This is a genomic window from Aquimarina pacifica, assembly GCF_000520955.1.
GTDB lineage: Bacteria > Bacteroidota > Bacteroidia > Flavobacteriales > Flavobacteriaceae > Aquimarina > Aquimarina pacifica.
In genome coordinates this window covers 80,767-106,703 of record NZ_JACC01000010.1, presented here as the reverse complement: position 1 = coordinate 106,703, position 25,937 = coordinate 80,767, and the positions used below count along the sequence as shown (strand labels likewise).

Sequence of the window (25,937 nt, the reverse complement as noted above, 5' to 3'; positions counted from 1 at the left end):
GAATACATGGGGAGAATTACAGAAACAGTAAAAGTACTACTAATTATAAATGTCATTTTTTTTGTAGGGTCTTTGACCTTGGCTGATAACGCATATGAGTGGTTTGCGCTTTGGTTTCCGAAGAATGATAGTTTTCAAATATGGCAAATTATAACTCATATGTTTATGCATGGAGATGCAGGGCATATATTTTTTAATATGTTTGCCTTATATATGTTTGGAAGCCATTTAGAGAATTCTATAGGGCAGAAAAAATTTCTATTTATTTACTTTTTTTCAGGTTTAGGGGCAGCGGGTTTTCAGATTATGTTTACACATTTTCAATTCGACCCAGGATATACGGCATATTTGAATGCGGGTTTTTCTGAAACTGAAATAATTAAATTTATACAAAATACAATCTCAACAGGTCAGTATTCTGTTCATCCGAATATTCCTCAGGAGGTTACAGAGAATATGATTAAATCATATACAACGCCTATGGTTGGTGCCTCGGGAGCAATTTTTGGAACTCTGGCTGCTTTTGCAGTATTATTTCCTAATTTGCCTCTTTATCTCATGTTTATACCAATTCCTATTAAAGCAAAATATCTTATAGGAGGATATTTTCTATTAGATTTGTATTCAGGTATTACAGGACAATCCCTTTTAGGACCCTCTAATGTAGCACATTGGGCTCATGTCGGAGGCGCAGTAATTGGTTTTATTACTATGTGGTATTGGAAAAAAAATTCGTTTAATCAAAATCGTTGGGATTAGCATATGGCAACTAATAATCTAGGATATCAATTTAAAACCGCTACTATTAGTACGAAACTTATTGTTATTAATGCAGCTATATTTTTATTTGCAACTTTAGGTGCATGGGTGTTTGAGACAACACCAAGTATTTTAATGAAATGGTTTGTACTTCCTACCGAGTTTAATGCATTTCTGTTACAAATATGGAGTGTGCTAACATATAGTTTTTTGCATTTTGGGTTTTGGCACGTCTTCTGGAATATGCTTATGCTTTACTGGTTCGGACAATATGTTTTGAATTTGTTTACCGAAAAGAGGTTTCTTACTATTTATCTTTTAGGTGCTATTTGTGGTGGATTTTTATTTGTATTAGCATATAATTTGTTCCCTGTTTTAAGTGGTCAGTTGGGGTATTTGGTAGGTGCATCCGCTGCTGTTTTGGCTATAGTGATATTTATAGCAGCATATACCCCGAATGCAGAAGTTAGAATATTTGTACTTACAGTAAAATTATGGCAAATAGGAGTTTTTATGGTGCTTATGGATTTGGTTCAGATTCCAACATCGGGAAATGCTGGTGGATTAATTGCCCACATGGGCGGTGCGATTTTTGGATATCTTTATGCCATTCAACTCAAAAAAGGTAAAGATATAGGGGCATGGTTCGAAAAACTTATGGATGGAGTTATGGCTATATTTAAACCCAAAAAGAAAAGCCCATTAAGAACGGTACATAAATCAAAAACTCCTATAAAAACGGCAAAAAAAACAGCTGCATCCTCCGTAAAATCTCCTAATCAAAAACAGATAGATGCTATTCTGGATAAAATTAGTAAAAGCGGATACGAAAGCTTAACCAAAGAAGAGAAGGATTTTTTGTTTAAGGCAGGGAGGGAGTAATAATTTTATATTATGAGGAAGGTGGTTAATAAGCTGATTTTTGTGATGAATTCTGTCGCGGCTTTTATCTTGTTGCTTGCATATTTATTGCCCTACGTTTCTCCTAAAACATTTCCGCTTCTTTCTGTGCTTAGTTTAACTGTGCCTGTACTTATTCTAATTAATGTACTGTTTCTAATATATTGGCTGATTTTATTAAATAAAAGATTACTACTCTCTTTCATCGTATTACTTCTAGGTATTACTCATGTTTCATCGTTGTACAAGCTACGTGGTAAATCGGTTAATCAGGTAGATCATGACCTTTCTTTATTAAGTTATAATGTGCATAGTTTTAATAGGTTTCGTTGGATTGATTCTGATACGATTCCTCAAGATATTTCTCGATTAGTGCGAGAAGAAAATCCTGATATATTCTGTGCACAAGAATTTTATAACAACCCTAATATAGACTTTGAGCAGTATAGGTACGAATTTCAGGATTTTAATAATGGAAATAAAGAGTTGGCATTAGTTATATTTTCTAAGTATCCGATTATTAATAAAGGGTCTTTAGCATTTAAAAAAACACCTAATAATGTGATTTTTGCTGATATAGTAATTCATAAGGATACTATACGGGTCTATAATATTCATTTGCAATCTCATAAAATAAATAGTAAAACTGATGAACTGGCAAAAGCTGATTCACAAAAATTATTAAAACGTATTTCTATTTCTTTTAGAAAACAACAAGCGCAAGCAGAACGGCTTATCGCCCATATGAAAACCTCTCCTTATAAGAATATTGTTATGGGAGATTTTAATAATACAGCCTATTCTTATATCTATGATAAAATTCGTGGAGAAAATCTCTTAGATACATTCAAAGAAGCAGGAAGCGGGTTTGGTAAAACGTTTAAGTTTGAGTTGTTCCCGGCCAGAATTGATTTTATTTTAGTTCCTCAGGAATTTGAGGTTTTAAGTTTTAAGAGTTATGAACAGGAACTTTCTGACCATTACCCAATCTCTACACGACTAAAGTTTTAATGCTAGTTTCATACTTGGTTCAGTCTACTGAAAATTTATTCTTTTTCGCAATGTACCGAATTGATACTAAAAGATCTTTAGGTTTGGAGCTATGATAATGTCTACTTCGCTCGTGTTTTTAATGAAGCCTATAATTTGGTATGAGGTGAGAGAGGCCCAAGAAGCAGAGTTGTATTACATCATCCAACAATCTATTTGGTCAGTAATGATATGCCATAAAAGGGCGCATGCAAGAATTCTTGTTTTAGAAAAAAACAATCCAATACTGTAAAAAGTAATAGCAAAATAGCTGTGAAGAGGATGAAAACCAATGCTACATCGATTTGGGTCAAAAACGGGGAAAGCGAATAAGTGATCTAAATCAATGAGCATAACTCCTATAAAAATGAGATATGTTTTTTTCCAGTATTTAGGAAATAAAAGGAATGCAATACCTAGTGGAATTATAAGGTGTAAACCATAGTGCAGAATAGGTCTAATCATTGAGGTAATAAATTAAATGAAGTAATTACGATAATCATTATCAGCGATGCTTTTTATTTTAATAAATGACTTTTTATTATTGGGCATAATAAAGAAGTATATTTTTCTGCACCTTTACTATTAAAGTGGTTTTTGTCTAATAAATAACTACTATTTGTTATTTCTTGAAAAAAGTCTTCAGAATATTTTAATTTTAGATGATTAGGTAATTTATTATAAATGGGTATCAAGAGATTCTTTTCTTTTTCTTTTTTATAAGTAACAGGTAAAAAGAAAATTACTCTAGAATTTGTTTGTTTACTTAAGGCCTCGAGATAACTCATATATTTTAAATAGATGTCAATATTCTCATTTTTATATTTAGTTGTTTCTAGGTCTTCATATTTTAGAAAGGGTAATATTGAGTTATGACTATTCTCGTCAGTTGATATAAAACCAATGGTACTCTTTTTTTTTGATTTGTTCAATTGCATCAAATCTCTTCCGTCGTGTTTTAGTGATACTCTTGAGAATAAATAATCATTTAGGATATTAAGGTTAAATAATAGTTGCTCTTGAGAGTTTGTGCTGTTAAAAGTATTTATACTTTCGAAAATATTGAGGTTTGCTTTTGTTGAAAAATGTATGAAGTGTTGTGATAATTTTGGTTTTATTGGGCTAAGTTCTATGAATAGAACTTTTGGAGATTCTTTTTTTAGTAAATGTTCACTTAAAATACAGTTTCCTAAAAAGGTAGAGCCACTTATTCCTAAATTTTGAAAATCGATTCCCTTAAAATATTTCTTAATGATTTCTGGGTTAATACTCCTTTGTACTCTACTTGAACCAATAAAATAATATGTTGTGTCTTGAGTAGGATTTGATAATACATTTATAATTTCATCAAATGACGATAGGTTATTATTAGTAGTAGAAACAGATATAATTTGCCTAATAGAAATTGTTGTTATAAGTAGTATTAAGCCAAAAATACTGAGTTTTATTATAGATTTTCTACTCTTCATGGTTTTATTCATCAAAATAAAATATAATAATTATCAACCGCCGGATTTAACCCAAATAATAGAATTAGTAGTGTAAGTTTACAATAAATAAACCATCTTTGGAGTACAGGTTTTTCCTGTAGGTATTCATCAAATCTTTTATTTTTTGATTTAAAATAATGATAATCCATTATTATGAATGCACATAGTATAATGGTAATGCTTAGAGATAGTCTTTTTAAAACATTTAATGGAATATATGAATCCTCAATGAAGACTTTTTCGATAAGTAATAATGGGTCCGTAGAGATAAAAATTAATGCGAGAAAACATGAGACTGTAAGATGGTATACAATACCCATTTTTTTTCGAATACTAGGAAAAGGTAGCTTTTGAATATTAGCCTTTTTTTCTAAAATGATCCATAGCCCGTTTAGAGTACCCCAAATTAATAGGGTATAACTTATGTCATGCCATAAGGCTATCAAAATAAAGGTAATAAATAAAATAAAGTTTAGGTATCTTCTTTTCTTATCTTTTTTGGCCAAAACGAAAAAAAAATAATCTCTAAACCATTCATTTAATGTAATATGCCATCCTTTCCAGAATTCTTGTCTAGAGGATGATAAATATATACGATTATTAAAATTGTTTTTCATTTTAATACCGAAAATTTCAGAAACTCCTTGGAAAATATCAATGAATGAGCTAAAATTGGTATATAGATATAGAAAGAAAAGTAATCCAGGTATTAAATAATAGATACCGCTTATTTCTGAGCCAAGCAAGTGGGTCATTAAAGAATAGATTCTTTGTGCGATTATCATATTTTTGAATAACCCCCAAAGTATTAAACGCATACCTTTTGAAATGGTACTGTCATTAATTGCAATATTTTTGAATTGACCTATAAGATATTTTGCTCGATGTAATGGACCTGAAAAAACAGCGGGAAAATAAATTAAATACAAAAGTAAAAGAAAAAAATTACTTTCTGGTTCTATATACTTTCTCTTAATATCAACTAGATAGCTTATTCCGTTAAACGTAAAATAGGAAATACCTATTATCTGTAGTAGATGAGTCCAATTAAAAGAACTTTGAGATTGAATACCAGTGGAATAATATTCTTCGAAATGAAAATTTTTATCAGTTAATTTTGAAATTAGGAGAGGTATTAAGACTAAAAAAACGGCAATTTTAAGCCATGATTTGTTAAGTTGTATTTTGAACCCTAGTTTATAAATAATAAGGGCAATAAATACCAAAAAAAATATTTTGTATCCCACTAGGATGTAATAAAAAACTAAACTGGTTAACAAAAGAGCTTTCCATTTATTTTCAGCGGAAAATAAATAAACTAAAGTAACCGAAGATAATACATAAATAAATATTAAAAGTAAATTGAACTCTACCATTAATCAAAGGTATATAGATAATTATTTTAATCCGCTTTAATAGGCATGGATTGAGCCGTTCTCATAAAAATTTGCTTAGCCCATTTTATTTGTTCTCCCTCTTTGATAGAGAATTTTTGTAAAAATGTGACCATTGGTTTTAGGCAATATCTCATTTCTTGCCTAGATATTTGTGCGCCAAGACAAAAGTGATTCCCACCACCGAATGCTAAATGTTCATTGGGGTTTCTATCTGGAATTATTTCGTTCGGTTTTTCAAAGGCTTGAGGGTCACGATTAGCACTAGCTAAACATAGATAAAGCTTGGATTGAGCTGGGATTAGTATATCATTATATTCCAAAGGCGCTTTGTTAACCCGAACTGTATATTGCAGTGGAGAAGAAAACCTAAATAGTTCTTCAATAAGTAAGTTTAGTTCTTTGGCATTACAATTTAGAACGTAGTCTGTAAGTTTCTTATTTTTAATAATTTCGAATAGTGCCATGGTCAAATTGTCTTTAGAAGTCTCAAATGACGCCATTACAGATATTGACATGATCGAATAAATGTCTTCATCTGTATACTGTAAACCTAATTGTTCTGCAAAAAATCGAATATTTTCTTTATATTTTGAATCTTGGAAGATATTTTTCCCCCATAAAAACCAAGAGTTTATTTCTTGATATATTTGTTTAGGTACAAAAATATCCTGACTTCTAGCCAGCATATTTGAGTATTTTTTGATATGTTGAAAACTCTCAAAATCCTTAATGCCAAACAATCTTTCTGTTACTAAAAAAATAAAGTATGCACAATAATTAACTAAATCAATTTCTGTTTGATTTTTATATTTTTCGTTCAGTATTATAATAGATTCTTCAATAATAGTGGATAGATCAAATTCTTTAAAGGATTTTCCCATAATAGCTCTCATACTTTTATGAGCTTCATTATTAAGGTACATAGTCCATTTTTGAGTTCCCTTAGATAGGTAGGGACATGTATTAGTGTTTTTAAAAATATAAGGTTCTTTTTTTTTAAGGTATTCACTAAGCTCACTAACTACAAAGTCATTGGAGCGCAGTAATTTACTAACATCTTTGTATTCAAAAAAAACAAGTTCATTGTGTATGCCTTTATGGATAGGTCTTTTCTCTCTGCATTCCTCTAAATGATGGTACGGATTCTCAAAGTAACCTTTGGAGAATGGATTCCAGATTATTTGGGGTTTTCTATCCATGATACAAGTTTTTTGATAGTGTTATATTCTGAAAACACCGTAGGATCAATTTCTTTTACATTAAGTTTGGATTCCAGATCGAAGGCAAGTGTTAGTATCGATAGAGAATCTAAATTAAAGGTGGTAAATTCTTGGTCAGATGAAATTTCGTCAATTGGTAAGTCAGTTTCTTCAGCAATTCTCTCTTTTAACCATTGTTCGGTACTCATACGTATTAGTTTATTAGTTTTGGGTAAATATAGTATTTAGAATTTGATATTAAAAAAGACTAGAAAACGTATCATGGGGTTAAAGAGAATGGAGTTGTATATAGTTAGCAAATCGATGTACTGTGAGAGTTTTCAGAGAGCATTAAAAATCTTTTGATTTTCTAGATAAGTCAATGCATTTGTACCTTCATTAAATAATAGATCGAGAATAGATATGTTTGGTAGAAAGCCATATTTATCTTCAAAAACTTGAATGTAAGGTTCTAAGTCATGTTCTATCTCTTTTTTGGCATCTACTAATGATCTTAAATCAGTCATGTTTTCAGGAGTCCTGATATATTCGTTTGTCTTATTAACCGTCATGTCGATTTGCATACAGTCATGTAATATTTGCATACATTCGTAATTAAAGTCAAGAAGAAATGTTCTTTTTTTTCTGAATAAATGAACGAATTCATCCTCATAATATTCAAAAAAAGGAGAGGTGCGATAGGCCGTTTGTAATGATTTCCAATGTAATTGCTGCCAAGGGAATTCATTTTCTATCTGTACATCACGGTAGAGTTGCTTTATTCCTTTTTTACTATGTTTTATGGGTATACTTAACAATAGTTTACCATTAGCTCCATATATATAGGTGCGATTGCGATAGGTTTGTTTTTGGTAATTGTCTTCATTTTCAAAAATTACCGAATCTGATTGTGCTATTGCAACGTATTGCGCAATAGATCCAAAATACATAGGATGGAGTAATGTTGTTTTCAAGCTCGCAAAAATATTTGAATAATACCAAACGCATAGAAAAGGATTGTCTCTCTTTGCTTTTCTATGCGTTAGATTAAAGAGCGGTGTTAAGCCGCTTTCTTTCTTTTTCTGTATTGATTAAAAATTATCCAACCTACTAATAGAATAAGGAAATATCTAAAATAAGATGTAGGCTCTCCATTTCCGCCCACAGTAGTAAACATTCGTTCCCATCTTATTTTATTAAAAAGACCTTTTGCATTGGTATCAAAACTAAACCATACAAAAACGGGTTTTCCTACAATGTGATTTGCAGGAACATATCCCCATGCTCGGCTGTCTTCACTGTTATGTCGATTATCTCCCATCATCCAATAATAATCTTGCTTAAAAGTATAGCTATCAATAGGAGATCCATTTAACAATACTTGGGTTCCATTTACAGTCAGTTTATTATCAATACCCATTTCTGATCCCTCATACACCTCAATGATTCTACGATACAATGAAAAACTTTTGAGATCCATTTTTACAGTTTTGCCAGCTTCTGGAATATAAATAGCGCCAAAATTGTCATTATTCCAAGGTAGTTTGTTGTTGTTAGGGAAGATATTTGGATCTTTTACTCCTTTGGGAGTAATATTTCTAGTAATACTAGCTACGTTTGGATGATTTTTGAATTGAGAGGCAGCCTCACTGGTCATTCCCGCAGAGCTAAATTGAGTGTTGTTATAACCAAACTCATTTGGTTTAATGTGGTAACGTTTGTATAGATTTTGTAAATTAAAATTACTTCCTTTTGTGGTACCTATATATGAAAATTGTATTTGTGCTCGATCTGGTAGTTCTGTTTGTTTACCATCAATATACACATAACCATCTACTACCGAAAGAGAATCTCCGGGAACTCCTACACAACGCTTTACATAATTTGATTTTTTATCAATAGGTTTATAATGGTATTTTCCGTCTCCCCACTGTTGAAAAGCATTTACGGTATCAACAGGCCAACTAAATACGACAATATCATTGCGCTTTATTTTTTGAAACCCAGGAATTCTGAAATAAGGATATTGTGGTTTTTCTAAGTACGATTTTACTCCTAATTTAGGAATAGTATCGTGTACCATTGGAAATGATACAGCAGTCATGGGAGTTCTCGCACCATAATGAAACTTACTTACAAATAAGAAGTCCCCCACAAGAAGTGTTCTTTCTAAGGATCCTGTTGGGATGGTGTAAGGTTGCATGAAATAGGTGTGTACTATAGTGGCTGCAACGACAGCAAATAAAATAGAACTGGTCCATTCTCCGGCAGACGTTCTAGGTTTTAGGCTTCGGTCTTCTATATATGTTACATCTAACATATAATTGATGTAATAGATATATAAACCAAGAGTTACGAGCACAAGTATAGTATCTGTAGTTGTGTTTTTTCCGAAACTTCTTATGGTTTCAACCCATATTACCGGAATCATAATTACATTAATAACCGGAACAAATAAAAGAATTACCCACCACCATGGTCTATTAATGATTTTCATTAAAATTACAGCATTATATACAGGAATAATAGCTTCCCATGCTTTTCTACCTGCTTTTATATATAATTTCCAAGTACCTAAGAAGTGAATCACTTGTAGTATCAGGAAAAAAATAAACCATTGTGTAAGTGTCATTTTGTATTTTTTTAATATTAGTAAGGGATATTGATAAAATGTTACACTTTATTATAAACCTAAAACATCTTTCATGCTAAAAATCCCAGTTTTTCCATTAATCCATTCTGCAGCGACTACAGCTCCTAAAGCAAAACCGTTTCGATTATGGGCGGTATGTTTAATTTCGATGCTATCAACTTCTGACGCATAAGTTACGGTATGTGTTCCTGGAACTTTTTCGATGCGTTTTGCAGTGATTGGGATTGTATTTTGAGCAACTATATTCGTATCTAGTACCCATGCCTCATTTTTTGTGTTTTCAATAACGCCTTCAGCAAGGGTTATTGCTGTACCACTAGGAGCGTCTAGTTTCTCAGTATGATGAATTTCTTCCATAGTGATATCATATCCCTCTAATGGATTCATCATTTTGGCTAATTTTCTATTGAGTTCAAAGAAAAGATTAACACCAAGACTGTAATTAGATGCATAAATAAATCCTCCTTTTTTTTCTTTGCATAATGTAATTATGTGATCATAACTGTCTAACCATCCTGTGGTGCCCGACACAATGGGTGTGCCTGCATTGAAGCAATTTGTTATATTGTTTACGGCAGCAGATGGAATACTAAAATCAATAGCCACATCGGCTACTGAGACATCATATGTAGTATCGTTTTTATCAACTTTTAGTACGATAGTATGGCCTCTTTCGGTTGCAATTTTTTCTATGGTTTTTCCCATTTTTCCATATCCTAGTAGTGCAATTTTCATAATTTGGTGGTTGTGTGTGGTTATTTCGTTTTTAGAAAGGTGCGAATTCTTTTTAAAAACCATAATTGAGCGATAGACCATAATTTGGTCGAGCATCAAACTCATTAAAATTTATTTTGGGTCTAAATGAAAGTTCATCTGATACATTAAATTGTTTTAGATGCGCTGTAACATTTGCATCTACAATATTTAGTAGATACAACCCTACTGTTAATAATAGAGATAATTCTTTATCACGTCTAAAAGAATCTTGTAGTGATATCAATTGATCATCTGTGACATTAGGAAACTCATCATCAGTATATCCTGCCAGACGACGTTTATAAATATCTCTAAACCTATTATAATTATTGTTATAGTAGATATATGTATAGACACCTGTACCTATTGCAGCATATACAATTGGTATTTTCCAGTATTTTTTTGTGTATGCCTGCCCTAGACCCGGTAGAACAGCTGAGTAAAAAGCTGCTTTTGCAGGAGCCAATGGTTCATAAGGCTCTACAGCTTTTTCTTTTTTTTCTTTTCTCTCCCTTTTCTTTTTCTTTTTTACAGGAACCTCCTCTGTGGTAATTTTTAATTCTTCATTTTCCTGTGAAAGAATATTTTGAATAGAAAAAACTATAAAAAAAACAATATAAAAAAAATTAATCTTCACTATTAATAAGTTTCTTTAAACGTTTGAAATCTTCTTCAGAAGAAAAGGGTATGATTAACTTGCCGCTTCCTTTACTTGAAACTTTTACATCGATCTTGGCGCCAAAATATTCTGAAAAATCTTTAATTCCTTTAGATATATGACGCGGTAATTGATTGGTTGTTGCAACTGTATCACTTACGCTTTCGTTTGGATTGTTGATAGCTTTTACCAATTTCTCGGTTTCTCTTACTGATAATGATTTGCCAATAACCATTTCATAGGTGTCCAGTTGTTGTTGCGAGTCCTCTATATTAATTAGGGCTCTACCGTGTCCCATTGATATAAACCCGTCTCGCATACCAGTTTGAACAATAGGATCTAATTTTAATAACCTAAGGTAATTTGCAATTGTTGATCTTTTTTTTCCTACTCGGTCACTAAGTTGTTCTTGAGTCAGACTTATTTCGTCAATAAGACGTTGATATGATAGGGCTATTTCTATTGGGTCTAAATCTTGTCTTTGAATATTTTCTACCAAAGCCATTGTCAATGACTCTTGGTCATTAGCAATTCTGATATAGGCAGGTATAGATTTTAATCCAGCTAATTTTGACGCTCTAAAACGGCGCTCTCCACTAACAAGTTGATAATTGTTGAAATCTAATTTACGAACTGTAATTGGTTGTATAACCCCTACCTCTTTAATAGAAGTAGCTAATTCTCTTAATGTTTCATCATTAAAACTTGTACGCGGTTGAAAAGGGTTAACATCGATGCTCTCTAATTCTAGCTCAATGATATTACCTACTACTTTATCTGCATTCTTATCTTCAACTGATTTTATGTCATTATCAGGGTCCTTAAGAAGTGCTGATAATCCTCTTCCTAGTGCTTGTTTCTTTGTTGCCTTCGCCATGAGTCCTTAGCTATTTTTCTTTATAATTTCTTGTGCCAAACTTAAGTAATTACTGGCACCTTTACTAGAAGCATCATAGTTAATTATACTTTGCCCATAACTAGGAGCTTCACTTAAACGTATGTTTCTTTGGATAATAGTTTTGAAGACCATTTCATTAAAATGTTTTTGAACTTCTTCTACCACTTGATTTGATAACCTTAACCTTGAGTCATACATTGTCAATAATAATCCTTCTATATCCAATTGCTTATTGTGTATTTTCTGAACACTCTTAATGGTATTCAAAAGCTTACCAAGTCCTTCTAATGCAAAATATTCACACTGTATGGGTATTACGACAGAGTCAGATGCCGTTAGTGCATTAAGGGTAAGTAGACCAAGAGATGGCGCACAGTCAATGAGAATGTAATCATATTCTGATTTTAGTTCTTCTATTGCACTTTTCATCATATACTCTCGTTGATCTTTGTCTACCAGTTCAATTTCTATGGCAACCAGATCAATATGCGCAGGGATAATATGTACATTGGGAGAACTGGTCTCTAAAATAACATCTTTTGGTTGTGCAGTATGTTCTAGAATCTGATACGTTCCTTTTTCTATGGTGTCCACATCTAGCCCTAGACCTGATGTCGCATTGGCTTGAGGATCAGCATCGATAAGTAACACTTTTTTTTCTAGAACACCCAATGATGCTGCTAGGTTTACAGAGGTAGTGGTTTTGCCAACACCTCCTTTTTGATTGGCAATTGCTATAATTTTACCCATATGTGGGGATTTGGATTTGAAAGGTAAAAATACAATTTATTATATATTATAAAAATGAAAATATCAACAGTATTGATAAAAAAAACTATCCCCTGAATAAAGATGGTGAGTGATGCTTTTTTTGATGTTAATAAAAAAGATATTTATTTCCTTCGCTTTGCATGACTATGTGTTAGAGATCAAAATTATAACCAAATTTTAATGCAATCGAATCACTTGGATAAGAAGCTCCCGAATAATTTAGAAAATCCCCAATACGCTCATAACCGATTTTGACAGTAAGTTCATTTTTTTCATTAAGCACGAGATTAGCCCCGATTTCTATCGCAAATCCAGAAGTGATTTTTTGGGTTTCGACGACAAAGTCTTCGTACAAAAAGCTTTCATTTCCAGTAGTATCAATTCTTATATATGAATCTATCGGGTCAGAATTTAACAATAGACTGTTTATGTAATAGATTCCCAGATATGGGTTTATTTTTTTTCTGGATTCATTGAATCCATATATGCCACCTAATTTAAAATTTATTGTTTTAAGAGTGATCTTCGAAGTTTCGAAATCTCCTATCAAGACAGGTACATTTCTATAATATGCGGTTTCAGTATTTATTTGATTGTATGATACTCCTGCGACAAGGGATATTCTTGAAGATATAGATGTAGGAGTAAAGAGGTAATTCAAACCGATTGACGGGGTAATTGAGCTTTCGAAATCTTTTCCTCTAATAGAGGTTCCTCTTGATTTTACTTTAGTATAATATGCACCGGCTTCAAGACCTAATTGATGAATGTTTTTTCTTTGCTTTCTTTCAGAGACAAAAGTGGTTTTTGCTACGCAATTATTGTATTCTATAAATATTGTAGATAAATCAGAGGATATAAGTTTTATGTTATCTAGTTTATTCTTTATTTTTTCGCAATCATTAAATTCAAGGTTTAATATCCCGATGTACCTTTTTAATTTAAATTGTTTATTCTGTGCTTCATTTTTTCTTAATATGATATCTAATTCTTTTAATCCTGTTTTTTTAGACTTCAAAAAATAACGTCTTTTAGTACCGTTATTTTTAAGGAAAAGTAGATTAGCAGTACCTTCGACCAATACTTCTAAGAAATAAAAATCCGTATCAATTTTTTCTGAAACGAATTTTTTATCGAAGTTTTCGAAAATGTATGACTTAATTTGATTAGATGATAGTGTATGTGTCTCATCTGTTTCACTTTTTTTGAATAACAAACGGTTACTTTCTTTAGGGAAAAATTGAATATAACCTTTCTCTACAGTACCATTTTGGTAGTATACTGTACCAGGCTCAAACTGATTTTGTGATACAGCAATATAATTTATTAGTAAAAAAAAGAGAATGGTAATTCTAAGGTTCATTTTTTGTGCACTTTTATGTAAAGAAATAGACCACCTTCGAATGAGGATGGTCTACCTGTTCTTTGTAGTTTGTATATAAAAAGTTATTTATTTTTTTTGGCTCTTATCATTGCTTCTAGTTGGTCCCACATTTCTTCAGGTATTTGCTCTAGTAGGTTAAATTGACCGGCACCTTTTAACCATTCTCCTCCATCTAAAGTAACGACTTCTCCATTTACATATGCTGAAAAATCAGACACAAGATATGCGGCTAAGTTCGCAAGTTCTTGATGGTCTCCTACACGAGCCAACGGTACTTGCTTTGCCATATCGATTTTATCTTTTAGTTCTCCGGGTAATAAGCGATCCCATGCTCCTTTTGTTGGGAATGGCCCTGGTGCAATGGCATTAAAACGCATTCCGTATTTTGCCCATTCTACTCCCAGAGATCTTGTCATTGCTAAGACACCAGCTTTTGCAGTGGCACTAGGAACAACATATGCTGATCCTGTCCAAGCATAGGTAGTAACAATATTTAGGACAACTGTATTCGTGTATTTTGTATTGATCCAGTGTTTGCCAAATGCTAAGGTGCAGTTCTTTGTACCTTTAAGTACAATGTCTATAATAATATCAAAAGCACGATGCGATAAACGTTCGGTGGGTGAAATAAAATTTCCGGCAGCATTATTAAGTAAAACATCTACAGAACCAAAAGCTTCTAGCACTTGATCCCTCATACTTTCTACCTGATCGTATTCTCTAACGTCGCATTGCACAGGAAGACAGGTGCCTCCTGTTTCTGCTTCGAGTTCTTTTGCTGTGCCTTTGAGCTTTTCAATATTACGAGAAGTAATGGCAACCTTTGCACCAAGTTCTAAAAAGTACCTGGACATTGATTTTCCTAATCCACTTCCGCCACCTGTGACAACAATATTTTTTCCTTTTAGTGCTCCGTCTCGGAGCATTTTATCTTTATAGTTCATATGCTTTTGTGTGTTAGCTAAGATACTATCTTATTTTTAAATGGTATTCATGCATACTATTTCATTTTACTCAAATGTAGAAATCAAAATTTCTAATATTGTGATTGCGGCATCACTAATTTTTGTTCCAGGTCCGAAAATTGCTACAGCTCCTGCATTGTACAAATATTCATAATCATCAGGAGGAATTACACCCCCAACAATAATCATAATATCTTCTCTTTGATATTTCTTGAGTGTAGCAACAATTTGTGGTACTAAGGTTTTATGACCGCCGGCAAGTGATGATATTCCTACGATATGTACATCGTTTTCTACTGCTTGTTTGGCAGCTTCTTCTGGAGTTTGAAATAGAGGACCAATATCTACATCAAAACCAATGTCTGCATAACTTGTTGCAACTACTTTTGCCCCACGATCATGACCGTCTTGTCCCATTTTGGCAATCATAATCCGAGGTCTTCTACCTTCTAATTCGGCAAATTGATTCGCTAATTCTCGGGCCTTATTAAAAGCTTCATCGTTTTTTATTTCTTTGGCATACACTCCTGTAAATGATTTTATGTCTGCTTTATATCTTCCAAAGACTTTTTCTAGGGCATCACTAATTTCTCCTAATGTTGCTCGTTGTCTTGCAGCTTCTATTGCTAAAGCTAGTAAATTTTGATCTTCATTTGTGGCTGCATTTGTTAAATTGTTTAATGCTTTTTGTACCACTTCGTTATTTCGCTGTGCTTTTACTTTTTTTAGTCCTTCTATTTGCTGTGATCTAACAGCATTATTATCTACTTTTAATGTACTTATTGCTTCTTCCTTTTCTAACTTGAATTTATTTACTCCTACAATCACATCTTGTTTACTATCAATTCGTGCTTGTTTGCGTGCAGCGGCTTCTTCAATTCTCATTTTAGGAATTCCTGCTTCGATTGCTTTGGTCATACCACCGAGATCTGCAACTTCTTCAATAAGTTTCCACGCCTTTTCTGCAATTTCATTTGTTAAGGACTCAATATAATAACTTCCGGCCCAAGGGTCTACTGTGCGATTAATCTCTGTTTCTTCTTGTAAATAGATTTGCGTATTTCTAGCAATTCTTGCCGAAAAATCTGTGGGTAATGCAATTGCTTCATCAAGAGCATTGGTGTGCAGGCTTTGTGTGCCTCCGAATGCGGCAGCACTTGCTTCTATACAAGTACGAGCTACATTATTAAAAGGATCCTGTGCTGTAAGACTCCATCCACTGGTTTGACAGTGAGTTCTCAGCATAAGAGATTTAGGGTTTTTAGGGTTGAATTGTTTAATTAGTTTGGCCCATAACATTCTTGCTGCTCGCATTTTGGCGATTTCCATAAAATGATTCATTCCGATGGCCCAAAAGAAAGAAAGACGTGGCGCAAAGTCATCTATATCCATGCCAGTTTCAATTCCTTTTTTTACATATTCTATGCCATCTGCAAGTGTATATGCTAGTTCTATATCACATGTAGCGCCAGCTTCTTGCATATGGTATCCAGATATACTGATAGGATTAAATTTAGGCATTTCCTTTGAACAATATTTAAAAATATCTCCTATTATTCGCATCGAAGGTGTAGGAGGGTAGATATAGGTATTACGTACCATAAACTCTTTTAGAATATCATTCTGGATAGTTCCTGAAAGCATACGTTTATCTACACCTTGCTCTTCTGCAGCCACAATATAGAATGCCATGATGGGTAAAACAGCACCGTTCATAGTCATAGACACTGACATTTTATCAAGAGGGATTTGATCAAATAGCACTTTCATATCCTCAACCGTATCTATAGCAACACCGGCCATGCCTACATCTCCAAAAACACGTTCATGATCACTATCATATCCGCGATGCGTTGCCAAATCAAATGCTACGGATAACCCTTTTTGACCAGCAGCAAGATTTCTGCGATAAAAAGCATTGCTTTCTTCTGCTGTAGAAAATCCTGCATATTGCCGTATAGTCCATGGTCTACGAACATACATCGTCGAATAGGGACCACGTAAATATGGAGGGATACCTGCAGAAAAATTTAAATGTTCTAGAGTATTTATATCATCTAAATTGTACCAGGATTTAAGATCAATTCCTTCTGAAGTAGTATGTATTGATTCAGTATCAATAGAACTATTATCTATTTCATTAGGTAATTGTATATGTTGTATGTTTTTTCTGTTCATTACTTAAAAACGTATTTTTTAAGTTTGAAATATGTGCTTGTTTTTTTATAGTACAATTTGCTATCTAAAAGTATGAATTTACAAATAGTACATACAAAAACGCAGAGGCATCGTATTTTGAAGTTTATAAAACTAGTTAGTAATAATAACTCAAAATTACGGTTTTATTAATGAATTGTATTAGAATTTTAGCGTCTAAATATTCTTTTTTTTAGGAATATCGTAAGATAAGTTATTTGAACGCTTTTTCGATTACCATAAGTATAGAGTAGTAAATATCGAATGCAATGAAATTTTTAACTTGAAAAGTTTTAAAATCCTTATCTAATAGGTAGTAAATTTTTTGTGATACTAATGAAGTGCTAATATTTCCGTCTTCTTCTAGAGAAGCAATTATTTCTGAAAAATCACTACTATCACTAGAGTTTTTTAAGCATTGTATAAAACCACCTCTGTAGTTGAAGATAAGAATTTCTTCTTCGTTTTTTTTACTAGTTGTTGTGGCTGATTTTTGTGCGGTCTCAGGTTTTTCGTATTCACTTAGTTTGATCCATAGCGATTGCTTACTGCTAGCAATCTTTTTAAACTCTCTTGCCAGTTGTATTGAGCCATCTGATGGCAGTTTTCTGAGGTCTAATGATAAACTAGCCACTTCTGCCAAAAATGTTCGGTATGTCTTTATAGAATCGTTACCAAAATTATAATAGGTAAAAAGATCTTTCTCGAAGGAATTAAAAGCCTTTTGAATAATGCCTGATTCATCAACAGAAAGACAGGGATTGTCTGACTGATTGTATGAACTCATCGTAACTAGCAGCATTAACAATGATATGATTCTAGATCTAATCTTAAGGGGCATTGATTTAGATATTAGTAATGTTAGTATATAGGCTTTTGATTTTTTTTATTTATAGCAAAATTAGCAATAAGTCGGACAATTCAAGCACTTTATCGTATTTTTTTCTCGATTTTTTCACTTAACCTCCGTTTTATAAGGGGTTCTAGAAGTGTTTTTCTTACTTTTTTTTCAGGGAAAACCACCTTTTCAAAGGAGGGAATCACTTCGTTTGTTGTTTTATACTTGTTAGATCCTGTAAGAATGATCTCTTGATTGTCAAATAGTTCTTGTTCTTTTAAAGCACTTTCTTTAATTTTCTTTTGAATTTTTCCGGCTTTTAATTGGTTGAGAAACCCACCGTTTTTTTCAATGTCTTTAAATAAAGATAATGCCTTTTCTGCCAATTGTTCGGTAATACTTTCTATGTAGTACGAGCCAGATGCTGGATTACTCACAATATCAAAATAGCTTTCGTTTTTAAGTATTAGGAGTTGATTGATAGATATTCTTGTTCCAAATTCATTCTCTTGATTATAAATGTCATCATAAGGCAGGTTATATACCGTATTTGCTCCTCCAAGTATAGCGCTCATACATTCTGTTGTGGTTCGTAACATGTTTACGTTATAATCTAAAATGGTTTTGTTTCTATGAGATGGGTGAGCAATTATATGACATTCAGGGCTTACATTATATTCTGTCGCTAATGTACTCCATAAAGTTCTTAGCGCTCTTATTTTAGCAATTTCGAAAAAATAATTACCTCCTATGGATACTTTGAATAATATAGGATTCCTTTTCAGAGGGTGATTGGTTGTTCCATCAAAATAATTAAGGTACTCATTGGCATGAGCTATCCCATAAGCCAGTTGTTGTATGATGTTGGCTCCAGAATTTTGATAATCACCAAGATTAACTGTTATTGTACTTTTACTGTTTGATAGATGAGAGATTTTTTTTAATTCGTTAAAATCATCTTGAAGTGAAGTAAACCAATTTCCGGTAATGGCCAGATTACCAATAATGTCAGTTGCAATATATATGTTAAGTTTGGTGCTTTGGCCAGTATCAAGAAGCGTTTTTATGTACGAAAAGGATATGAACGTTGTTTCTATAAAAATAGTAAACCCTTCTGGGATATTTTGAAAAAGGGTAGAAGGTGCTACTTCTTTGTTACGTATTAGAAGATACAGGCTTTCTGCTCCTTTTTTAATAGCTTCTACTATTTTTTTATTCCCTAGTGCTCCATCATTGATTTCAATTTTTAATGAATTTTTCCAAGATGTGTGTTTTGGAACGGTAATGTTTACCTTTTTCAGGTCTTCCTGATGATAAAAGGGTTTTATATCGATTCCTTCTAATGACTTAAAAATTAGAGTTTCATTATAATCCTCACCTTTGAGGTCGAATTGGATTTTTTGTTTCCATTGTTTAGCAGAAACTTCCTCAAAACTATCAAATAAGGATTTAGTCATCTTGTTTGTTTTTTGGGATACTATCTTCGTACTCTATAATATATATTTCTTCATCATCTCTTTTCATAAAATACTCTTCTCTAGCAAATTTCTCTAATTCACTACTGTCTTTTAACACTTTAATGTCTTTTTGATCTTTTATGATTTCCTTTATATAGTATTTTTTATTGTCTTTAAGTTCTTTTATTTCTTGGTCTAATTCTCTATGTATAAACCAGGAGTTCGTGTCTAGGAATAGCATCCATATGACAAAAAGAAGAACGATTAGCACATATTTGTTAAGTAATATGGCGAATATCGGTATCAATGCCGGTTTATTTTTAAGTTTCTGAAAGTAACTTTTAAGCTTCAATATTATTGATAGTTATAGGTTATAAAGGTACAAAAGTTAATTCAAGCGTTCCTTAATAATTGTTCGTACAATATCAACGGCTACATTATTATAGTTGTTATTGGGGATAATTAAATCAGCAAACTCTTTGGTAGGGTCTATAAATTGCTGATGCATAGGTTTTAAAGTGTTTTGGTATCTATCGAGTACTTCGTCTATATCTCTACCGCGTTCTGCAATATCTCTTTTTAATCTTCTTATGAGTCGTTCATCACTGTCTGCATGTACATAAATTTTGATATCGAACATTTCTCGAATCTGAGGATTAGTCAGAATTAATATACCTTCTACAATCATTACCTTGCAAGGCGATGTTTGAATTGTCTCCTTTGTTCGATTATGTTCTACAAAAGAGTATACAGGCTGCGCTATAATTTCACCTTTACGTAAAGTTTCTAGGTGATTGGCTAATAATTCAAAATCTATAGATTGAGGGTGGTCAAAGTTTATTTTTGTTCTTTCTTCATAGCTTAAGTGACTAGTGTCTTTGTAGTAAGAATCTTGAGAAATTACACATACTTCATTTTCTGGAAGCTCATTTATAATGTGATTTACAACTGTTGTTTTTCCACAACCTGTTCCGCCGGCGATACCAATAATTAGCATTGATTGTTTTTTGCGCAAATTTAAAGATAGTTTTTGGTTTTTGTCTTAAAGTGCGCTAATAAACCTATAACTATACATTTGTCCCATTTGACCCACTTTATACAGTAGAAAATCTATTCCAACCCAAAACTACTGCAAGCACTGGCGCTTTACTTACGTTTTATCTAGTCACCATAGCGGTCCTATGCAGAAAACAAGAAAATGCCAGTGCTTATTGTAGTTTTGAGTCTCATTACGAAGTTCTATTGCATAAAGCGGGTTTTACGCTTTATAGGTAATCAAAGTTTATTGTTTGTCTGTCTTTGGTTATATCAAAAGAAAAATGAATTCATGTGGTTATTTCAGTTTTTTGACGAAAAAATCTAATGTACGTTGCCAAGCCAGATCAGCCGCATCTTTGTCATATCGCGGAGTAGAATTGTTATGAAATCCATGATTTACTTCTTTATAAAAGTATGCTTTATATTCTTTGTTGTTTTCTTTTAGCGCAGCCTCATAAGCAGGCCATCCCTTATTAACTCTGGTGTCTAATTCTGCAAATTGAAGTAGTAGAGAGGCTTTAATCTTTGCAGTTTCTTCTTTTGAGGGCTGACCTCCGTAAAAAGGAACTGCTGCATTTAGTGAAGGAATTCGTACCGCCATCATATTAGATATCCATCCTCCGAAACAGAATCCAACGACTCCTACCTTGCCATTACATTTTTTGTGAGACTTAAGATATTCGTAAGCTGCTATAAAGTCTTCAAGCATTTTGTTACGATCTCTTTGCTTTTGTAGAGCTCTTCCTTCATCATCAGAACCTGGATATCCACCCAAGGGTGTTAGTGCGTCTGGTGCCAGCGTAATAAAACCTTCTATGGCTGCTATACGAGCTGTATCCTCGATATAGGGATTCAGCCCTCGATTTTCGTGCACAACTATAATACCTGGTAACTTGTCCTTGGTTTCGACAGGATGCGATAAGAGCCCGCGAATAGAGCCGCCTCCTTTTGACGAATTATAAGTGATATATTCTGATACTAACCTCGGATCCTCAGGATTAATCAACATAGTATCTTTGTAATTAGGCATCATAAACCCTAATAATGACGGAAGAGTAATACCACCTACAGCATAAAGGGATAGTTTTTCCATAAATTGCCGTCTTTCTATGTTGTTATGTGCGTATTGATCGTATAGGTCAAAAACTTCTTGATTGATGTCTTCTTTTTTTAAGATTTTCATAGACTTAAATTTGTTGAGTTGTCCCACAATTTAGTTGAAAATAAAAGATTTATTTTTAAAATTTTGATAAAAAAAGAAGGAGGATAGCTTTTTTAATTAACCACATATTTGTTTTTTTAGCTCGTTTTGTAAACTAGAAAAGTGTTATAGGATACTTAGATAATGAAAATCATTATTCTTGGTTATTAATAGGTGTACTAAAAGGTTTTACAAAAAAGAAAAGCAGGTCATACCAATGACAACTGCTTTCTTTTATTCTGAATCACAGACTAAAATGATACTTTATTACGGCATAAGGTATTGTGTAGTCCATAATACGAACTATGAATCAGGTAAGAATTTTAGAACCTCTAAAATCAGGTAGTAACCAAAGGTGATGGTTCTAAAAGCTGCACGTTATCCTGAATTCGTTCTTTTACAATATTCATCATGCGTTTGTTTAGTGCTGATGAATTATAGGTGTATAGGTCATATTCATCTACCGTAAATTGACCTATAATCATACCTTTAAGACTATTTCGAAGTTTCATATCTTTTTGAATCGCATTTTCAATAAAGCTTAACCGTTTTTCTAGCGATAGTTCATAAAACGTATTTTTCCTTTTTCTAATGTAATTTTTAAAAACAGCAATGAGTAAGTCTCCTTGAAGTTTTATAATAGGACGAATAGTTTTGTTTTGAAACTGTTCGTCATTAGACATGTTTTCCGAAACTCTTGCATTAAGTAATTGAGGACGTATTGCAAGTAAATTTGATTCCCTGTTTTCCATAATAATGAAGGTTTACTAAAAATAATCAATTACTAGTTTCGAAATAAGTTGTAGGATTATAGTTGTGAACTAGTTATAAACAAATTATTTTTTTCTTTTTTTACTGCATAAAAATCCTCTCTATTGAGTTTCAGAAACTCAATAGAGAGGATTTTTAGTATTACTTATTGATAAATGCTTCTTTACTCAGAACTTCTATAGGGTTGATTTCTTTTTTCTCAAGATAGCTAGTCAATTTTGCAATTTGTTTTTTTTGTATGACCCCAAAAGCTTCTTTAGCTTTGTTTAGTCTGGTCTCTAAAACTTCTTTGTTCTCTAGTTGAGAGGACGAGGGTTTTTCAAATTGATTAGTTAGTTCGGCATATAGATCAGAAAGCTTTTCACGTAATTGAGGTTCTGCTTCATTAACGTAATTATCGCCTGTGGTTACCACCAGCGTTTCTTTTAATGTCGTTAATTCATTTATTACCGATGTGCATATTTTTTGAGCGTCAGGGTTCTTTTTGGTTACCTCCTTTGCTTTGGTAATATATTGATCTATTTTGAATACCAAATATGCGAGCTCTTCTGTATCATCAAATAATTCTTTTGCTGTATTTATTTGTGCTATTCTATCTTCATTAGACAGTACAGATTTTGGGTCATTTTTTACGGTAATTGTACTCTCGTAAGTATTCTTTCCTTTAGTTAATACAATTTTGTATGTTCCTTCAGAAACTCTAGGTGCTGTAAACCCTCCTCGAGTAAAGGTTTTTCCGGCGGCAATTTTTGGACCTTTTTTCTTTAAGTTCCAATCCACAATGTTGATTCCCTTTGATTTTCCTGGTGTTAATTCTGTAATGAGAGTACCTTTTTCATCCTGAATAGAGAGAGTCATTTTACCAAATGTATGTCTCTTTTTTAGGTAGTATATTATTTTTGCATTAGCACTTGGGTTATCTCCAACAAACTGTAGTTCTGTACTGCCACCGCCGAATCCGCTTTCTTCTTTGATAATTGCAGGTTTCGTGGTAAAAAAATGAACATCTTTTTGTAAAACTTCTTGATTGATTTGTCGCAATGGAGAAATATCATCAATAATGATAATACCTCGACCATGAGTTCCTAGAACAAGATCATTTGTTTTTTTCTGAAGATCTATAAAATGTACTGCAGCGGCTGGCATGTTATTGGTAAAGCGAGCCCAATTCTTACCTCCGTTTACAGTAATGAATAATCCAAATTCAGTACCGAGGTACAGAATGTCTTTATTCTCATAGTCTTCTTGAACATTTCGAGCAAACCCTTTAATGTCGTCAGTAGCCAAGGATATCCAGGTTTTACCAAAATCTGAAGTTTTATAGATATATGGGGTCATGTCCCCTGATGCATGCCCATCGAATACGGCATATGCGGTCCCTTTATTATGAGAGCTGGCCTCAATATGATACACCCATGTGTTTTTCGGAAGCCCTTGAATATTGTTGATGGTATTGGTCCAAGTAGCACCTCCATCTTGGGTGATTTGTACATTTCCGTCGTCAGTTCCTACCCAAATTACGTTCTCGTCTAATGGAGATTCTGCAATAGTGAATATAGTTGTATGTGTTTCTGCTCCAGATTTGTCTGTAGAAATACCCCCGGACTCTTTATCTTGTTTTGTAGGGTCATTGGTTGTTAGGTCTGGAGAGATTTTTTTCCAATTGGTACCCATGTCTTCGCTTACATGTAAAAATTGGCTACCCATATAGAATCTATCTGGTTGATGATTACTTACTGCCATAGGAGCATTCCAATTAAATCTCAAATCAGCTTCTCCTTTTATAGGAAGTGGTTCTATATTTTTAGTGTAATTTTTATCAACATCATATCTCCATACATTTTGTGCGCCCTGCATTTCTGAATAAATAATATTTTTTGTAGGGTGTTTTAGTACTCTAAATCCATCACCATACCCAACTCGTTTCCAGTCACGTGCTTCGATACCACCGGTTGATGAAGATGGTCCCCACCAAGATCCATTATCTTGTAATCCTCCATAAATGTTATAAGGTTCTTGGTTGTCGACACTAATATGATAGAATTGCGATATGGGTAGATTGTCAACCATATCCATCGTAGATCCACCATCCCAACTTCTGTATATTCCGCCATCAGTACCTACATACATTCTGTCTGAGTCGTTAATGTCAAATGTAATATCATGAATGTCTCCATGCATATTACCAAGGTTTTTAAAAGTTTTTCCACCATCTCTTGAGATAGATCCAAACAATCCTGCTTTGACAATAATATCTGGGTTTTTAGGATCAACCACTATTCTCGAGAAGTAGAAAGGACGAACAACGAGTCCGAAATCATCGTTTAATAAAGTCCAATTAGCTCCTGCATCATCTGATCTGTATAGTCCTTTGTTTTCTTTGCTTTCTATTATGGCATAGAGGATTTTAGGATTTGATGGAGCAATGGCAATTCCGAATCTTCCTAAGTCACCTTTTGGGAAACCATTATGGATTTTATTCCATGTTTTGCCAGAATCTGTCGATTTATATAATGCACTTTCTGCTCCGCCTGAATTAAATCCCCAAGCAGTTCTTCTAAACTCCCACATCCCAGCATATAATATAGTAGGGTTTTGTGGATCCATAATGATATCACTGACTCCCGTTTTTTCGTTAATATATAGGATTTTCTCCCAAGTAGTACCTCCGTCAGTTGTTTTGTATACTCCTCTTTCGGTACTGTCACTCCATAATGCACCCAATACGCCAACATACATTTCGTTTGAGTTTTTTGGGTTGATAACAATACTACTTATTCGCTCAGATTTTTCAAACCCCATTTTTTTCCAATTGGCGCCTCCATCAGTAGATTTGTATAAACCATCACCAACAGAAACACTATTCCTGGTCCATATCTCACCAGTTCCTACCCAAACTGTATTATCAGGGTCATTAGGGTCTATTTTTACCACACCGATAGACTGAGCATGATCATCAAAAACTGAGTTAAAACTAGCTCCTCCGTTAGTTGATTTCCATACACCGCCACCAGCTGTACCGGTATACATAATTCTATTATTGGTTGGGTGATTTTCTAGATCAATAATTCGTCCACTCATTAATGCTGGACCAATTTGTCTTGCTTTAAGGTTACCGAATAATTCTTTTCCTTTTAGGACTACTTCTTGTGCATGTATATTTGCAGTTAAGAAAACAAATAAGCATGCAATTATAAATCTTGAATTCATAATTACTTGTGATTAAAAAAATGATTGACTATTATAAAATTTAGGATCATTTTATAGAATCAATAAAGGGGATAGTTGATAACAAAAACAAATAGTGTTGATCTCATCTAATGGTATTTTTTGTTTTTTTTAGAAGAGTTAGTTGTAGTTGCGATTCTTACTTTATTTTTCTAAAATGAACCTGAAAAACAAATATTTAAATCTATGCGATAGATTTTATTTGTAAAAAAGCCTATTTAAAGCTGTTTTTTTTCAATATTAAAAAACTTAAATAGGCTTTGTTGCCTGATACTTAATTTAAATCTGCTGTATGCAGAAGAAAAACTATTACAATCCAAAACTACCGAAAACATTGACGCTTCGCTAC

Annotated in this window: 24 protein-coding genes; 3 read left to right on the top strand and 21 right to left on the bottom strand. The window is 33.0% G+C overall.

What is annotated here, in order from left to right; genetic code table 11:
• Window positions 1-6: 6 nt before the first annotated feature.
• The 3 genes from DZ60_RS0107370 to DZ60_RS0107360 are packed head-to-tail and all read left to right on the top strand — an operon-like array spanning window position 7 to window position 2,670.
• The gene (locus DZ60_RS0107370) at window positions 7-759 is read left to right on the top strand and encodes a rhomboid family intramembrane serine protease (RefSeq protein WP_025741451.1); all 753 of its coding nucleotides are present in this window, start codon (window positions 7-9) and stop codon (window positions 757-759) included.
• A gap of 3 nt (window positions 760-762) precedes the next feature.
• Complete coding sequence (locus DZ60_RS0107365; RefSeq protein WP_025741450.1) at window positions 763-1,641, top strand: rhomboid family protein; 879 nt, start codon at window positions 763-765, stop codon at window positions 1,639-1,641.
• Window positions 1,642-1,653: 12 nt separating this feature from the next.
• Window positions 1,654-2,670 carry an endonuclease/exonuclease/phosphatase family protein gene (locus DZ60_RS0107360; protein WP_025741449.1) on the top strand — a complete coding sequence of 339 codons (1,017 nt, stop codon included), beginning with the start codon at window positions 1,654-1,656 and terminating at the stop codon, window positions 2,668-2,670.
• 174 nt (window positions 2,671-2,844) lie between these two features.
• On the opposite strand, the gene DZ60_RS22670 is transcribed toward DZ60_RS0107360, so the two are convergent.
• The 21 genes from DZ60_RS22670 to DZ60_RS0107260 all read right to left on the bottom strand — a co-directional run bounded on the left by DZ60_RS22670 (window position 2,845) and on the right by DZ60_RS0107260 (window position 25,570).
• Complete coding sequence (locus DZ60_RS22670; protein WP_034229034.1) at window positions 2,845-3,153, bottom strand: DUF6122 family protein; 309 nt, start codon at window positions 3,151-3,153, stop codon at window positions 2,845-2,847.
• Window positions 3,154-3,206: 53 nt separating this feature from the next.
• Window positions 3,207-4,157, bottom strand: a complete 951-nt coding sequence (locus tag DZ60_RS0107355; protein WP_152537390.1) for a hypothetical protein — start codon at window positions 4,155-4,157, stop codon at window positions 3,207-3,209.
• An 11-nt stretch (window positions 4,158-4,168) separates the two neighbouring features.
• Window positions 4,169-5,404 carry an MBOAT family O-acyltransferase gene (locus tag DZ60_RS0107350; protein ID WP_161634370.1) on the bottom strand — a complete coding sequence of 412 codons (1,236 nt, stop codon included), beginning with the start codon at window positions 5,402-5,404 and terminating at the stop codon, window positions 4,169-4,171.
• Between the two features lie 176 nt (window positions 5,405-5,580).
• Window positions 5,581-6,774, bottom strand: coding sequence for a cytochrome P450 (locus DZ60_RS0107345; RefSeq protein ID WP_025741446.1), 1,194 nt, complete (start codon window positions 6,772-6,774; stop codon window positions 5,581-5,583).
• On the bottom strand, window positions 6,753-6,983 hold the full coding sequence (locus tag DZ60_RS0107340; RefSeq protein WP_025741445.1) for an acyl carrier protein: 231 nt from the start codon (window positions 6,981-6,983) through the stop codon (window positions 6,753-6,755). The genes DZ60_RS0107345 and DZ60_RS0107340 overlap by 22 nt, the downstream gene beginning before the upstream one ends.
• A gap of 132 nt (window positions 6,984-7,115) precedes the next feature.
• On the bottom strand, window positions 7,116-7,748 hold the full coding sequence (locus tag DZ60_RS0107335; RefSeq protein ID WP_025741444.1) for a WbqC family protein: 633 nt from the start codon (window positions 7,746-7,748) through the stop codon (window positions 7,116-7,118).
• A gap of 86 nt (window positions 7,749-7,834) precedes the next feature.
• Window positions 7,835-9,406, bottom strand: coding sequence for a signal peptidase I (lepB, locus tag DZ60_RS0107330; RefSeq protein ID WP_025741443.1), 1,572 nt, complete (start codon window positions 9,404-9,406; stop codon window positions 7,835-7,837).
• A 51-nt stretch (window positions 9,407-9,457) separates the two neighbouring features.
• Window positions 9,458-10,162, bottom strand: a complete 705-nt coding sequence (gene dapB, locus DZ60_RS0107325) for a 4-hydroxy-tetrahydrodipicolinate reductase (RefSeq protein WP_025741442.1) — start codon at window positions 10,160-10,162, stop codon at window positions 9,458-9,460.
• Between the two features lie 52 nt (window positions 10,163-10,214).
• Window positions 10,215-10,820 (bottom strand): DUF5683 domain-containing protein, encoded by a 606-nt coding sequence (locus DZ60_RS0107320; protein WP_025741441.1) that lies wholly within the window; start codon window positions 10,818-10,820, stop codon window positions 10,215-10,217.
• Complete coding sequence (locus DZ60_RS0107315; RefSeq protein WP_025741440.1) at window positions 10,810-11,718, bottom strand: ParB/RepB/Spo0J family partition protein; 909 nt, start codon at window positions 11,716-11,718, stop codon at window positions 10,810-10,812. Before DZ60_RS0107315 ends, DZ60_RS0107320 begins: the two co-directional genes overlap by 11 nt.
• 6 nt (window positions 11,719-11,724) lie before the next feature.
• Window positions 11,725-12,489 carry a ParA family protein gene (locus tag DZ60_RS0107310; RefSeq protein WP_025741439.1) on the bottom strand — a complete coding sequence of 255 codons (765 nt, stop codon included), beginning with the start codon at window positions 12,487-12,489 and terminating at the stop codon, window positions 11,725-11,727.
• Window positions 12,490-12,661: 172 nt separating this feature from the next.
• Window positions 12,662-13,873: a hypothetical protein gene (locus tag DZ60_RS0107305; protein ID WP_025741438.1), complete on the bottom strand. Its 1,212-nt coding sequence runs from the start codon at window positions 13,871-13,873 to the stop codon at window positions 12,662-12,664.
• A gap of 83 nt (window positions 13,874-13,956) precedes the next feature.
• On the bottom strand, window positions 13,957-14,838 hold the full coding sequence (locus DZ60_RS0107300; protein WP_025741437.1) for an SDR family oxidoreductase: 882 nt from the start codon (window positions 14,836-14,838) through the stop codon (window positions 13,957-13,959).
• Between the two features lie 66 nt (window positions 14,839-14,904).
• Window positions 14,905-17,037, bottom strand: coding sequence for a methylmalonyl-CoA mutase (scpA, locus tag DZ60_RS0107295; protein WP_025741436.1), 2,133 nt, complete (start codon window positions 17,035-17,037; stop codon window positions 14,905-14,907).
• 232 nt (window positions 17,038-17,269) lie between these two features.
• Window positions 17,270-17,896, bottom strand: coding sequence for a hypothetical protein (locus DZ60_RS0107290; protein ID WP_152537389.1), 627 nt, complete (start codon window positions 17,894-17,896; stop codon window positions 17,270-17,272).
• An 89-nt stretch (window positions 17,897-17,985) separates the two neighbouring features.
• Window positions 17,986-19,350, bottom strand: a complete 1,365-nt coding sequence (locus tag DZ60_RS0107285; RefSeq protein ID WP_025741434.1) for a methylmalonyl-CoA mutase subunit beta — start codon at window positions 19,348-19,350, stop codon at window positions 17,986-17,988.
• Entirely contained in the window at window positions 19,343-19,657 is a 315-nt protein-coding gene (locus DZ60_RS0107280) for an FtsB family cell division protein (protein WP_034229052.1), read from the bottom strand. Before DZ60_RS0107280 ends, DZ60_RS0107285 begins: the two co-directional genes overlap by 8 nt.
• An 81-nt stretch (window positions 19,658-19,738) precedes the next feature.
• Window positions 19,739-20,347: a uridine kinase gene (udk, locus tag DZ60_RS0107275; protein WP_025741432.1), complete on the bottom strand. Its 609-nt coding sequence runs from the start codon at window positions 20,345-20,347 to the stop codon at window positions 19,739-19,741.
• A 336-nt stretch (window positions 20,348-20,683) separates the two neighbouring features.
• Entirely contained in the window at window positions 20,684-21,571 is an 888-nt protein-coding gene (locus tag DZ60_RS0107270) for a dienelactone hydrolase family protein (RefSeq protein ID WP_025741431.1), read from the bottom strand.
• A gap of 356 nt (window positions 21,572-21,927) precedes the next feature.
• On the bottom strand, window positions 21,928-22,341 hold the full coding sequence (locus tag DZ60_RS0107265; protein ID WP_025741430.1) for a hypothetical protein: 414 nt from the start codon (window positions 22,339-22,341) through the stop codon (window positions 21,928-21,930).
• Between the two features lie 160 nt (window positions 22,342-22,501).
• Complete coding sequence (locus DZ60_RS0107260; RefSeq protein ID WP_034229031.1) at window positions 22,502-25,570, bottom strand: WD40/YVTN/BNR-like repeat-containing protein; 3,069 nt, start codon at window positions 25,568-25,570, stop codon at window positions 22,502-22,504.
• Between the last annotated feature and the right edge of the window lie 367 nt (window positions 25,571-25,937).